The sequence below is a fragment of the Streptococcus jiangjianxini genome (assembly GCF_040225085.1).
Taxonomy (GTDB): Bacteria; Bacillota; Bacilli; order Lactobacillales; family Streptococcaceae; genus Streptococcus; species Streptococcus jiangjianxini.
The window spans coordinates 154,907-168,309 of sequence record NZ_JBEHGL010000001.1 but is presented as its reverse complement, the minus strand read 5'-3'; the positions used below and the strand labels follow the sequence as shown (position 1 = coordinate 168,309).

The window sequence follows — 13,403 nt, the reverse complement described above, 5'->3', positions numbered from 1 at the left end:
GTGAAACAAGTAATGAAATATGTATCAGAATTAACAACTCTGATCGCATTAGTAGCATTGATGATTGTTATTACAATGCTTAATCCTAATTTCTTAACAACCAACAACTTGCTTAACTTGCTCTTGCAAGTGACAGCCAATGGTTTTATTGCATTTGGGATGACTTTTGTGATTTTAACCGGTGGTATTGATTTGTCTGTTGGATCAATTTTGGCTCTATCTAGCGCAGTATCAGCTGGTTTTATTGGTAGTGGCATGCCAGTGCCTTTAGCTATTGTACTGGCGCTATTTTTGGGAGGTCTATTTGGTATGTTAAATGGTTTCTTGATTTCCTTTGGGAAATTAGCGCCATTTATTGTCACTCTTGCAACCATGACAATTTTTAGAGGTGCGACCTTAGTCTACACTAATGGTAATCCCATCACAGCAGGACTTGGGGATAGTTTCCTTTTCCAATTTTTGGGACAAGGTTATATTGTTGGGATTCCTTTCCCAGTCATTCTGATGTTTCTTGTTTTTATTTTCTTATATGTGTTACTTCATAAAACGGCATTTGGGAAATCTGTATACGCTATAGGAGGAAATGAAAAAGCGGCGTATATCTCAGGTGTTAAGTTAAATAAAGTAAAAATTATTATTTATACTATTTCAGGGATGATGGCAGCCTTATCAGGATTGATTATCACTTCTCGTTTAAGTTCGGCTCAGCCAACTGCGGGAAGTAGTTATGAGATGGATGCTATTGCAGCTGTTGTACTTGGAGGGACGTCTTTGTCAGGAGGAAAAGGTCGTATTATCGGAACCCTGATTGGTGCTCTTATTATTGGTGTCTTAAATAATGGGCTTAATATTATCGGTGTCTCGGCTTTCTGGCAACAAGTTGTTAAAGGTATTGTTATCATTATCGCAGTGCTACTGGATCGTTTTAAAGTAGCTAATCAATAAAGGAGTCTATCATGAAAATCATTAAACAGTTTGGTCGCATTCTTCTTGTTTTAAGTCTTTTTATCATTTTAGCAGCCTGTGGTAAAACAGGGCTGGACAATGGATCCGATAAATCAGGTAAAGAAGTTACCCAAAAAGAAGCTAAAGATCTAAATCTAGGTGTCTCAATCTCCACAACTAATAATCCTTATTTCGTAGCCATGAAAGAAGGGATTGATAAATACGCTAAAGATAAAAGTGTTAAGGTAAAAGTAGCAGATGCTCAGGATGATGCTGCAAGACAAGCAGACGATGTCCAAAACTTCGTTAGTCAAAATGTTGATGCTATCTTAATCAATCCTGTTGATTCAGATGCTATTGTACCAGCTATTAAAGCGGCTAATTCTGCAAATATCCCTGTTATCCTACTTGACCGCGGTAGCAATGGAGGTGATGTTCTAACAACAGTGGCATCAGACAACGTTGAAGCAGGTAAAATGGCAGCAGATTATATCATCAAAGAACTAGGAAAAGGTGCTAAAACCTTTGAATTGTCAGGAGTACCCGGAGCATCAGCGACAGTTGACCGTGGTAACGGATTTAATGAAGTGGCTAAAAATCAATTAGATATTCTATCAAGTCAATCAGCAAACTTTGATCGTGCTAAGGCCCTAAATACAGCTCAAAATATGATTCAAGGAAATAAAGATGTTCAAGCTGTTTTTGCACAAAACGATGAAATGGCTATGGGTGCAGCTCAAGCAGCCAAAGCAGCTGGACTTGACAATGTTTTGATTGTTGGTATTGACGGTCAACCAGATGCACATGAATCTATCAAAAAAGGTGACATGTCAGCAACTATTGCCCAACAACCCGCTAAGATGGGGGAAATTGCCATCCAAGCTGCCATCGATCATTATCAGGGTAAAAAAGTCGACAAAGAAACAGTGTCACCAATCTTCCTTGTAACCAAAGAAAATGTGGATGACCATAACTGGTAAAAAAATCTGACTGAAAAGAGCGTATAGAATAAGGATCGAATCTTGCGAGTTACCGATTTTTGTTCTGCTCTTTTTTATTATAGACTTCGAGGGATTGTTCGTTCTAAAAAATTTTTTAGTATTATCCTCAATAGGTTGCTAGTAAGTGGGGGTGAAAGTCGGCAACCACTACCTGACTTGATTTTCTGGAAATGTTGCAGACTGTTTTTGACCTTTGTTTTTAATTTCACCGAAGAAAATGCTGTTTCAAAATGTGCTATAATGGAGTTATGGCAAAAACAAGAACAAAAACAAAAACTAATGGTAGGAAAAAGCGCCGCCCTACCAAGGCAGAAATGGCAAAGCAAGCTGCTATCAGACGCATGATTGTCAGCTTTTTAGCAGCAATTATTCTTTTATTTGGTGTCATTCGACTGGGAGTGTTTGGGATAACCGTTTACAATGTTATTCGTTTTTTTGTAGGAAGCTTAGCTTATCCAGCAATCCTTTTGGTCTTTGCTAGTCTTTTTGGTTTTAGATGGTTTCAAAGACATGAAGGGGTAATGACTGGGATTGTGACCCTCTTTGTTGGTTTATTATTAGAATGGCATGCTTACCTTTATACCCAACCATTCTTACAAGGGCAGGAAGTTTTTAAATCTACTTCTCGTCTCATTTACAGAGACCTTAGTCATTTTAGTGTGACCCAGTTTCTGGGTGGAGGTATGTTTGGTGCTCTTTTGTACAAACCAACTGCCTTTTTGTTCACTAATATAGGAGCTTTCTTTATTGGCTTTCTCATTATCGCAATCGGGATTTTCATCATTAGTTCATGGGATCTTTATGATTTATTAGAATTTCTCCGACAAAAACGTGATGAATGGACGGCTAAGCATGAAATGAACAAGCAAGAACGATTTGTTCGTCGAGAGGAAAAACGCCAGTTAGCCCTAGAAAAAAAAGAGCGGGAAGCAGCTGAAAAAGCTGAAGCTGAGCGTTTAGCATCTCTTCAGATTGATCCAGAGACAGGTGAAATTCTAGAGAATGGCTCTCTTAACCCTGAAGACATTCAAGAACAAGAGCCAAATCGCGAGATTGAGATTGTAGGCTACACACCAGATAATGGTAGTGACGGGTTTCCAACTTTTGATGAGAGTTTATTTGAGAATTCGCCAACTGATGCTTATGCCCCTGATAACCAAGACATGGTAGTCCCTACGGAATCTCTAGCGGTAGATTTGGATCAATTGGATAGTGAACCCGATTCACCAGTTGTCGTAGACTTCACACCAAAGCAACATCTTAATTATAAACTTCCTGGGATTGACCTCTTTGCTGCTGATAGGCCTAAGAGTCAAGCTAAAGAGAAAAACATTGTCCGTCAAAACATCAAGATTCTCGAAGATACCTTCAAGAGTTTCAACATTGATGTTAAAGTTGAACGTGCAGAAATTGGTCCATCTGTTACCAAGTATGAGGTTAAGCCAGCCGTTGGGGTGCGTGTTAATCGTATCTCTAACCTGGCTGATGACCTAGCCCTGGCATTGGCTGCTAAGGATGTCCGAATAGAGGCACCGATTCCCGGAAAATCATTGGTCGGTATTGAGGTACCCAATTCAGAGATTGCGACTGTTTCTTTCCGTGAGCTTTGGGAACAATCCAGTGCTAAACCTGAAAATCTCCTAGAAATTCCGCTTGGAAAGGCCGTCAATGGAACGGCTCGTAGTTTTGATCTTTCCAAAATGCCGCACTTACTTGTAGCTGGCTCGACTGGTTCGGGTAAATCAGTAGCGGTAAATGGGATTATTTCAAGTATTCTTATGAAGGCTCGTCCTGATCAAGTCAAGTTTCTCATGGTTGATCCTAAGATGGTTGAGCTTTCTGTTTACAATGATATTCCCCATCTTCTCATTCCAGTTGTGACCAATCCTCGTAAAGCCAGCAAAGCCTTGCAAAAAGTGGTTGATGAAATGGAAAACCGTTATGAACTCTTCAGCCAGTTTGGTGTTCGAAATATTGCAGGATACAATGCCAAAGTCGAAGCGTGGAATGCCACTTCAGAAGAAAAACATATTCCCTTACCCTTCATTGTTGTCATCGTTGATGAACTGGCTGACCTGATGATGGTTGCCAGCAAGGAAGTAGAAGATGCCATTATTCGCCTTGGGCAAAAAGCGCGTGCCGCTGGTATTCATATGATTTTGGCAACACAACGTCCATCCGTTGATGTTATCTCAGGATTGATCAAGGCTAATGTGCCATCTCGTGTGGCTTTTGCTGTTTCATCTGGTACAGATAGTCGTACGATATTGGATGAAAATGGTGCTGAAAAATTACTTGGTCGCGGTGATATGTTATTTAAGCCGATTGATGAGAACCACCCCGTTCGTTTGCAAGGTTCCTTTATTTCAGATGATGATGTCGAGCGAATAGTGACCTTTATCAAAGATCAAGCAGAAGCTGAATACGATGATTCCTTTGATCCAGGTGACGTAACAGAGGCCGATATGGCAGGATCTAGCGGGGGAGGAGCTTCTGAAGGGGACCCCCTCTTTGAAGACGCTAAAGCTCTGGTTTTAGAAACCCAAAAAGCCAGCGCTTCTATGATTCAACGGCGGCTGTCTGTTGGATTTAATCGAGCGACACGTCTTATGGAAGAGTTAGAAGAAGCAGGCGTTATTGGACCAGCTGAAGGAACTAAACCAAGAAAGGTATTGCAACCACCACAGTAAAAGGAGAGGAACCATGAATCTTGATAGTATTCATCACGTGGCTATCATTGGCAGTGATTATGAGAGAACGCGTCATTTCTATTGTGACCTTTTAGGGTTTGAACAGTTAGACGAACACATTCGCCCAGAGAAAAAGGATATTCTTTTTAACGTTCGCCAAGGTCAATTGGTTTTAGAGATTTTTATCAAACCAGATGCCCCGCCAAGACCTACCCTTCCCAATCCTGAACATCAGGGTCTTCGCCATCTGGCTTTTAAGGTCTCTGATGTGGAAGCTTGCTTGACAGAATTTGAGCGTTTAGGTATTGATCATGAACCTTTGCGATGGGATGATTTTGACCAAAAGAAAATGGCCTTCTTTTTCGATCCAGATGGGTTGCCACTTGAAATTCATGAATAGAAACATTGATAGAACAGTAGTTTAGTCAACTCTTTGTTAAGAGCTGGCTTTCTTTTTATCCAAATTGGCAATCGAGTGGCAACTTTTCAGAAGAGTGTCTTTAGCTCCTCATCTATTTGACTGGATATTTCAAAGCAATTGATGAAAATATGTTATCACTAAAAAACTGATAGTAGCAGTTAAGCCACTATCAGTTTTTTAATCAATTAATGTTGCCCAGTGGCTAATGCTAGCCGTTAAAAAAGCAGCGCAACCTTTTGTGGTGCCATCATAGTAAGTTGTAAAACGGTCATCAGCCGTGTATAGCTGAGCAATGCCGATATGTTTTTCAACTGAGTAGTGCTTGTCTGCTATTTGTAGCCACTTTTTATGACGTTGAACGATTTGCTTGCTTCTTTCATCTTCTACCGTCCATTTTTCCACTATCGCTTGATGGAGTAAGGTTTTAATGTCTTGATCTAGCTTTTGCCACTGTTTATAACTTTCTTCGGTCATCTGAGCAAAGTGCTGGTTAGCTTGGTGAATTTCCTCTTCTCCGTAGGTATTCCGGAGTTCAGTTCCATACTTTGCGTCATTTTCTGCTAACTGTTTCTCTTTAAATGCTTGAAATTTTTCTTGTGTCGTCATTGTTGATTTTCCTTTCTGTGATTGAATAGTACGTTCGAGGTTATCAATCATGGCTTCCAATCTCGCCTTTTTAGCTTTTAGATCTAGTAAATGGTCTTCTAAACGCGTCATCGTATCAAGATTTTCTTGAATGAGTAATTCCTTAATTTGCTTGAGTTCAAAACCTCGCTCCTTATAAAAAAGGATTTGTTGCAGGATGTCGACCTCCTTTTCGTCGTAAAATCGGTAGCCACTGTCATTTTTACGAGAAGGTAGAAGTATCCCAATAGCTTCATAGTACCGAAGAGTGCGCGTGCTAATACCGGAGAGTTCAGCCAACTGCCCAATCGAATAAATCATGCTTGTTTCCTCTCTATGTCATATCTTGCAAGATAATCAGTGAACGACTTTTGTTTATCGTTCACTAGTTTAGTATACAAATTAACGTAAGGTTAATGTCAAGTGGTTTTTGAAATATTTTTTCGAGACAATCCGAACGTCAGTTTTTTGGGAAAATCAGGAAAAAAAACTAGCGAGGTGGTTACGATGGAGTGATGGCTTCTACTTGACTGATAATGTGCAGGAAAAATACAAAGGAAGAATTGGCTAAGCCATACGGAAACTTTCGTACAGATGACATGGTAATGAATATAAGAGCAATATCGTTCAATCATGATGAAGTTGTTGTAACAAATGTGGTTTGAATTGCTACTGTTGGTTACCAAGCTTATAAAAGAATATCGCCACTTATCCTTACGATTTTTTGTGATCCTGAGCGCAAGTGAAAAGCTCTATAATAATCATGTAATAGTTTCAGTTTCGAAGAATCATGATGAGAGTGATACTGCCAGTCAGCTCCTTTGAAGAGCAAGAATTTGGTAATCTAGAAAACAGTTTGATGGTCTTCCAAAAATATGGACAGATAAAAATAGTTTGTGACAAGTGTCGTAATGTGACATTATTTTTTGGGGCGTTTTACAAATATTTAGTGAGTATGTTGTATCAATACTATGTCACAGTTGTACGATTTTTGTTTCATCTCACTATACTTGGCGATAAGAGAGCATCTTGAGCTGAAACAAGCGACTAAAGTTTATTGAATATAGTTGGTCTTGTTCAAAATCTTTGCTTTGTTCCAACAAGAGCTGTATAATGAGAGTGTGTACAAGTGATTGAGGAGAGATTAGATGTTCGAACAATGGTTAAGGTTTCATCAGGAGCATGAGCGCTTAAAAATTAGGTTAGAGCATTTTTTTCTCATGTACGGTGTCAATCTTAATACTTATACTGTTTGCTATATCTTAAAAGATCAAACTAATCTCGAATTGCGAGTGAGTGATTTAAGTCAAAAGCTGGGTCTTAGTACTAGTGCAACGTCGCGTTTAGCTGCTAAGATAGAGGCAGAAACAGGATACGTTCGTAGGGAACTTTGCGAGGAAGATAATCGTGCTCTTTATGTCGTCTTGACAACAAAAGGTCGAGCTTTTTTAGATAAAGTTGAGCAGGAATTGCAGCTTTTTTTAGCCGAAGAAGAGATTTGTAAATCATTATTGTGACAAGCTACTAGTCAACCTAGTAGTTCTCTATGTCATCTTTTAATTGCGTGCGCAAACAACTAGATAACAAAGGAGGAAGCTATGCGTGTATTTGTAGCAGGAGCAACAGGACGAGTTGCAGAACAGTTGATCAAGGAATTGATTGGAAAAGGGCATACCGTGGTTGCTGGAGCAAGAAAGCCAGGGAACGTTATCCAGCTGGCAGGGGTTGAACCAGTTGCCATGGATCTGCATGAAGATTCAACAAAACTAGCATCTCTAATCAAAGGAAGCGATGCCGTTTATTTTACAGCAGGATCGCGTGGAAAAGATTTGTTGCAAACGGATGCCTTCGGGGCAGTTAAACTCATGCAAGCAGCAGAAGCAGCAGATGTATCACGTTTTGTTCTGCTTAGCTCTATATTTGCAACGGAGCCTGAAAAATGGTCAGATCCGAATTTAGCCAAGATTATGAATTATAATATTGCCAAATTTTTTGCCGACCATTGGTTAATGCATCAAACTAAATTAAACTATACGATTATCCAACCAGGAAATCTGGTCGAGGCAGCATCAGGTTCAGGAAAGATTGCGATTCATATTTCGCAGCCAAAACCTAACACCATTCCAAATGTTGCTAGGGTATTGGCGGAGGTTTTAGAGTTTCCAAACACTATCGGTAAAATCATCCAGATGAGTGATGGTGAAACACCAATTACGGATGCTTTGAAGAGTCTTTAAACGAACGAGGTAACACTTCGAACGAAAACGACAAAAATTTAGTAAAGGGTATTAATAATGCTCTCAAGCAGACCTGATAAGGAACGCCCAATCCTTGATTTTGACTAGCTACCGAGAAGTGGTATCTTGGAAAACTAGTCAGCTTTTATCTCATCAACTCGCAACCTTTTTATAGCCAAAGGTGTAGTTTTTAAAGCTCTTTTGTCGCAAGGTATAGAGACTTAAAGACATAGGGTCAAGCAAAGCAATGATTGAAGTATGAAGTCTCCTAGATTTTAAACTAAGGGTATATCAGGTAGAATGGGCTAGCTAAAGAAGGCGTTCTATAATAATAGGTATTGTTAGTTTGAATGGCCATTTTCCTTAAAATGGCTTTCCTTTTTTGGTACTACTTGCTAAAGATATTAAGGCGACTCGGTAGTAAGGTCATTGCTGTTTAGCAAATGGAGAAGTTGTGTATAATTGAGTGATTGAAATAGCAGTTTTATTGCGAAAAACGGTAGCCAAACGTTTAAAAACTTAGTTTTCACTAACCATTACTAGATTGGTTTTTAATGGGATAAATGAATGAAACCATCGAATAGGCGACATTAAAAAGGCAACTCCTTTGAACAGGACTTGCCTTTTTGCACGTTATGAAACTCAGATTGTTCCATTAGGAAGAATACTGAAATAAAAGAATAAGGGTAACTAAGAAGAAAAAAAAGGTTAAAAAGAAATTGAGGCGCCAAAAAAATTTGAACCATCTCTTATAAGTGAATGTTTTGGTTTTTAGAAATTGCCAGCTTGCAACGACAATGGCAAGGATAGCAATGGCTATTAAATAATAATAGATAAAACTGTGCTTAAAAAATTGTGAACTAGCTACGATTATCTCAAAGATATATAAAGGAATGGTGATGTCTGGGAATTTGATACCAAGTCGCCCCAACCTGAAAAATTTGCAAATAATATAGGTAAAGATAGGGGTTAAAATGAGTAAACTCGCACTGAGTACTTTAAACATGAATACTGACATATGTTTATTTTAACGATTCTCTTGAGTAAAGTAAATCATTTTTAGAAAAAAAGCATAAAAAACTTGAAATTTACTTTAAAATAAGTATAATAGATGAGTATGCTATTGGCATGCTTGTGGGAGGTAAAAATCTTTAAATTACCGACATAACCACAATAGGAGGATTTTATTCATGGCTAAGAAAGTCGAAAACATTGTAAAACTTCAAATTCCTGCCGGTAAAGCGACACCAGCTCCACCCGTTGGACCAGCACTTGGTCAAGCCGGTATCAACATTATGGGATTCACCAAAGAGTTTAACGCTCGTACAGCTGACCAAGCTGGTATGATTATCCCAGTTGTTATCTCAGTATACGAAGACAAATCATTTGATTTCGTTACAAAAACACCACCAGCTGCTGTTCTTTTGAAAAAAGCTGCAGGTGTTGAAAAAGGTTCTGGTGAGCCAAACAAAACGAAAGTTGCATCAGTTACTCGTGCACAAGTACAAGAAATTGCTGAAACTAAAATGCCAGATTTGAACGCAGCATCAGTTGAGTCTGCTATGCGTATGATCGAAGGTACTGCTCGTTCTATGGGATTCACTGTTACTGATTAATCAGTAAGAGCCCCTGAACCCGCTAAACTTCATCGTCTATTTCGATGAGTGACGTGGGAGATGAAAATCGCTATTACCACATTACAAGGAGAAATTTTATAATGGCTAAAAAAAGTAAACAAATGCGTGCTGCGCTCGAAAAAATCGACAGCACAAAGGCTTACAGCGTTGAAGAAGCTGTAGTGCTTGCTAAATCAACAAACTTCGCAAAATTTGATGCAACTGTAGAAGTATCATACAACCTTAACATCGACGTTAAGAAAGCTGACCAACAAATCCGTGGTGCAATGGTATTGCCTGCTGGAACTGGTAAAACTTCTCGCGTTCTTGTTTTTGCGCGTGGTGCTAAAGCTGAGGAAGCTAAAGCAGCTGGTGCAGACTTCGTAGGTGAAGATGATCTTGTTCAAAAAATCCAAGGTGGTTGGTTAGATTTTGATGTTGTTATCGCAACACCTGATATGATGGCAGTTGTGGGTCGTCTTGGACGTGTCCTTGGACCTCGTAACCTTATGCCAAACCCTAAAACTGGTACAGTAACTATGGATGTTGCTAAAGCAGTTGAAGAGTCTAAAGGTGGTAAAATCACTTACCGTGCTGACAAAGCTGGTAATGTTCAAGCTCTTATTGGTAAAGTGTCATTTGAAGATGACAAATTAGTTGAAAACTTTAGAGCTCTTAACAACGTTATCGTTAAAGCAAAACCATCAACAGCTAAAGGTACTTACATCACAAACTTGACGCTTACTACAACTCAAGGTGTTGGTATCAAGGTTGATCCTAACTCTCTTTAATAGGTAGTTTAAAAAATGTGCTTACTTCGGTAAGCCTTTTTTATTAGCGTTAGATTGATAGTTTGGCTAAATCCATACTTTGCTAAAATAAGAGACTGAGAATGGGCGAATATCTTTGGATGATAAAAGAATTGAAACTGTAAGACATAATTGTCAATGAAATCTAGTAATAGAAGACGCCAAACGCATGAAAAGTCTCTCCTCCCCTTTTTGCGCCTTGAAAGATTTTTTGCGCCAATGGAAAGATTGCTTTTTCAAGCGTTTGGCATGGTCTTAGAAAACTTTTTTGATTAAGCAGTTTGAGAATTTCCTTGGCTATAAAAAATGAAAAAGGGGAAGAAATTGATCCTAAAAGGTCCTTTTCATCAAGCCAAATTGACCAAAAAGTACAAAAACACAGTACAATGAGACTATTAAATTAAGCTTCTTTATGATAAAATGGTAAAGATAATGATGTGTTATCATGTTATACTCATCCAAAATCAAAAAATAGCACGATGTATCGAATAGCAAAATAAGATCCCGCAGTTTAGAGCAAACGAAGTGAGCTTGAAAGGATATTTTCGCGTAGTGATATTATTAGTGACGGTGTTGCTGTCACTAATAACGGAATTTTTTGAGACTTAGGCTCAAATATTAGGAATGAAACACCGAAGAAGGTTGCTTCCGTCTGCACTATTTAAGAGAAGATCAAAAAAAGTTATTTTTTGAAATTAACTGAGTATTAATTAGCATTGAGGAGAAGAACATGGTTCAACCAAAATATAAACGTGTTTTGATTAAATTATCTGGAGAAGCTCTTGCTGGAGAGCGTGGTGTCGGTATTGACATCAAGACAGTTCAAGAGATGGCAAAAGAAATTGCTGAGGTTCATGCATCAGGCATACAGATTGCCCTTGTTATTGGTGGTGGAAACCTCTGGCGTGGGGAGCCGGCTGCAGAAGCTGGGATGGATCGTGTTCAAGCGGATTATACGGGTATGCTCGGTACAGTTATGAATGCTCTTGTTATGGCTGATAGTCTTCAACAAGAGGGGGTTGATACACGTGTTCAAACGGCCATTGCCATGCATAATGTAGCAGAGCCTTATATTCGTGGACGAGCGCTTCGTCATTTGGAGAAAAATCGTGTGGTTATTTTCGGCGCTGGAATTGGTTCTCCCTATTTCTCAACTGATACGACAGCTGCCCTTCGTTCTGCTGAAATTGAAGCAGATGCCATTCTTATGGCTAAAAATGGTGTAGATGGTGTCTACAATGATGATCCCCGCAAAAATGCTGATGCGGTGAAGTTTGACGAATTGACCCATGGTGAAGTGATTAAACGCGGTTTAAAGATTATGGATGCCACAGCATCAGCGATTTCGATGGATAATGATATTGATTTGGTAGTCTTTAATATGAATGAGCCAGGCAACATTAAGCGTGTAGTTCTTGGAGAGCCAATCGGTACGACAGTATCAAATAAAGCATAAAAGGATAAAGGAAACAAAATGACAAAAGAAATTATTACAAAAGCTAAAGAACGTTTTGAACAATCTCACCAATCGCTTGCTCGTGAATTTGCTAGCATTCGTGCTGGACGTGCTAATGCCAGTCTTTTGGATCGTATTCAAGTAGAATACTATGGAGCACCAACGCCTCTTAACCAACTAGCATCAATCACCGTACCAGAAGCTCGTGTCCTTTTGATTTCACCATTTGATAAATCCTCTATTAAGGATATTGAACGTGCTATCAATGAATCTGATCTTGGAATTAACCCTGCAAATGATGGTTCGGTCATTCGCTTGGTTATTCCACCACTTACGGAAGAAACTCGTAAAGAGCTTGCTAAAGAAGTGAAAAAAGTTGGGGAAAACTCAAAAGTTGCTATCCGTAACATTCGTCGTGATGCTATGGATGAGGCTAAAAAGCAAGAGAAGGCTAACGAAATTACTGAAGACCAATTACGCAGCCTTGAAAAAGATATTCAAGCAGCAACAGATGAAGCGGTTAAACATATCGATAGCATGGTTGCCAATAAAGAAAAAGAACTTCTAGAAGTTTAATCTAAAATAGAAAATCTAAAAGGCGGTGTGATGAAAGACCCGAGTTGGGCGTTTTGTCCCATTGCCTTTTTGCAATAGAAATAGAGAAAAAATATGAATGAACTATTAGGAACGGTTATCAGTGGTTTGGTAACAGATGAAAATACACAAGCCTATTTTGTCCAAAAAGATGGCATCACCTTTTCCCTTTCTAAAGAAGAGGGAACACATCAATTAGGCGATATGGTTAAAGGATTTGCTTATACTGATATGAAGCAAAAACCCCGTTTGACAACAAAAGAAGTGACTTCGACCAGAACTAGCTATGGTTGGGGAACGGTGTCAGATGTCCGTCGTGATTTAGGTGTTTTTGTGGATACTGGAATTCCAGATAAGGAAATTGTTGTTTCCTTGGATGTTCTTCCAGAAATGAAAGAATTGTGGCCTAAAAAGGGAGACCGTTTGTATATAAAACTTGACGTTGACCGTAAAGATCGTATCTGGGGCTTGCCCGCTGAGGCTGACGTTTTTCAGAAAATGGCTGGACCAGCTTACGATAATATGCAAAACCAAACTTGGCCAGCGATTGTTTACCGTCTCAAACTGTCAGGTACTTTTGTTTATCTACCAGAAAACAATATGTTAGGATTTATCCATCCAAGTGAGCGTTATGCTGAACCACGTCTTGGTCAGGTTTTAGATGCTCGTGTCATTGGGTTCCGGGAAATTGACCGCACTCTGAATCTATCAATTAAGCCCCGTTCTTTTGAAATGTTGGAAAATGATGCTCAGATGATTTTAACTTATTTAGAAGCTAATGGTGGATTTATGACGCTTAATGATAAATCCGCTCCAGAGGATATCAAAGCTATTTTTGGTATATCTAAAGGGCAGTTTAAAAAAGCTTTAGGTGGTTTGATGAAGGCTAAAAAAATCAAACAAGATAGGTCGGGAACAGAGTTAATTGATTAATATTCAAAAAGACAGAAAAAATCTCAGACATTCTGAGTTTTTTTTGTTATACTCAAAGCAATCAACATGAGACTATT

13 protein-coding genes are annotated in these 13,403 nt (G+C 38.9%); 11 read left to right on the top strand and 2 right to left on the bottom strand.

From position 1 onward, the window contains the following. The 4 genes from ABP870_RS00925 to gloA2 all read left to right on the top strand — a co-directional run bounded on the left by ABP870_RS00925 (position 1) and on the right by gloA2 (position 5,036). Entirely contained in the window at positions 1-945 is a 945-nt protein-coding gene (locus tag ABP870_RS00925; protein WP_350013628.1) for an ABC transporter permease subunit, read from the top strand. An 11-nt stretch (positions 946-956) separates the two neighbouring features. Continuing rightward, a complete protein-coding gene (locus tag ABP870_RS00920) occupies positions 957-1,925 on the top strand; it encodes a substrate-binding domain-containing protein (protein ID WP_350013627.1) in 969 nt (322 codons plus the stop codon). Positions 1,926-2,194: 269 nt separating this feature from the next. Further along, positions 2,195-4,636, top strand: coding sequence for a DNA translocase FtsK (locus tag ABP870_RS00915; protein WP_350013626.1), 2,442 nt, complete (start codon positions 2,195-2,197; stop codon positions 4,634-4,636). Between the two features lie 13 nt (positions 4,637-4,649). Next, a complete protein-coding gene (gene gloA2, locus ABP870_RS00910; protein ID WP_350013625.1) occupies positions 4,650-5,036 on the top strand; it encodes an SMU1112c/YaeR family gloxylase I-like metalloprotein in 387 nt (128 codons plus the stop codon). 198 nt (positions 5,037-5,234) lie between these two features. On the opposite strand, the gene ABP870_RS00905 is transcribed toward gloA2, so the two are convergent. Further along, positions 5,235-6,002, bottom strand: coding sequence for a MerR family transcriptional regulator (locus tag ABP870_RS00905; protein WP_350013624.1), 768 nt, complete (start codon positions 6,000-6,002; stop codon positions 5,235-5,237). An 827-nt stretch (positions 6,003-6,829) separates the two neighbouring features. On the opposite strand from ABP870_RS00905, the gene ABP870_RS00900 reads away from it, so the two are divergent. Further along, the gene (locus ABP870_RS00900) at positions 6,830-7,198 is read left to right on the top strand and encodes a MarR family winged helix-turn-helix transcriptional regulator (protein WP_350013623.1); all 369 of its coding nucleotides are present in this window, start codon (positions 6,830-6,832) and stop codon (positions 7,196-7,198) included. 81 nt (positions 7,199-7,279) lie between these two features. Then, positions 7,280-7,918, top strand: coding sequence for an SDR family oxidoreductase (locus ABP870_RS00895; RefSeq protein ID WP_350013622.1), 639 nt, complete (start codon positions 7,280-7,282; stop codon positions 7,916-7,918). A 655-nt stretch (positions 7,919-8,573) separates the two neighbouring features. Here the strand turns inward: ABP870_RS00895 and ABP870_RS00890 are convergent. Beyond that, positions 8,574-8,924 carry a DUF3397 domain-containing protein gene (locus ABP870_RS00890; RefSeq protein ID WP_350013621.1) on the bottom strand — a complete coding sequence of 117 codons (351 nt, stop codon included), beginning with the start codon at positions 8,922-8,924 and terminating at the stop codon, positions 8,574-8,576. A gap of 184 nt (positions 8,925-9,108) precedes the next feature. Here ABP870_RS00890 and rplK point away from each other — a divergent pair, with 184 nt between their 5' ends. From rplK to cvfB, 5 genes are all read left to right on the top strand, one after another. Continuing rightward, complete coding sequence (rplK, locus tag ABP870_RS00885) at positions 9,109-9,534, top strand: 50S ribosomal protein L11 (RefSeq protein ID WP_018380860.1); 426 nt, start codon at positions 9,109-9,111, stop codon at positions 9,532-9,534. A gap of 101 nt (positions 9,535-9,635) precedes the next feature. Beyond that, positions 9,636-10,325 carry a 50S ribosomal protein L1 gene (gene rplA, locus ABP870_RS00880; protein WP_350013620.1) on the top strand — a complete coding sequence of 230 codons (690 nt, stop codon included), beginning with the start codon at positions 9,636-9,638 and terminating at the stop codon, positions 10,323-10,325. A 748-nt stretch (positions 10,326-11,073) separates the two neighbouring features. Beyond that, the gene (gene pyrH / locus ABP870_RS00875; protein ID WP_062707478.1) at positions 11,074-11,799 is read left to right on the top strand and encodes a UMP kinase; all 726 of its coding nucleotides are present in this window, start codon (positions 11,074-11,076) and stop codon (positions 11,797-11,799) included. An 18-nt stretch (positions 11,800-11,817) separates the two neighbouring features. Beyond that, entirely contained in the window at positions 11,818-12,375 is a 558-nt protein-coding gene (gene frr / locus ABP870_RS00870; protein WP_350013619.1) for a ribosome recycling factor, read from the top strand. Between the two features lie 93 nt (positions 12,376-12,468). After that, positions 12,469-13,326 carry an RNA-binding virulence regulatory protein CvfB gene (gene cvfB, locus ABP870_RS00865; protein ID WP_350013618.1) on the top strand — a complete coding sequence of 286 codons (858 nt, stop codon included), beginning with the start codon at positions 12,469-12,471 and terminating at the stop codon, positions 13,324-13,326. The last annotated feature ends 77 nt before the right edge of the window (positions 13,327-13,403 follow it).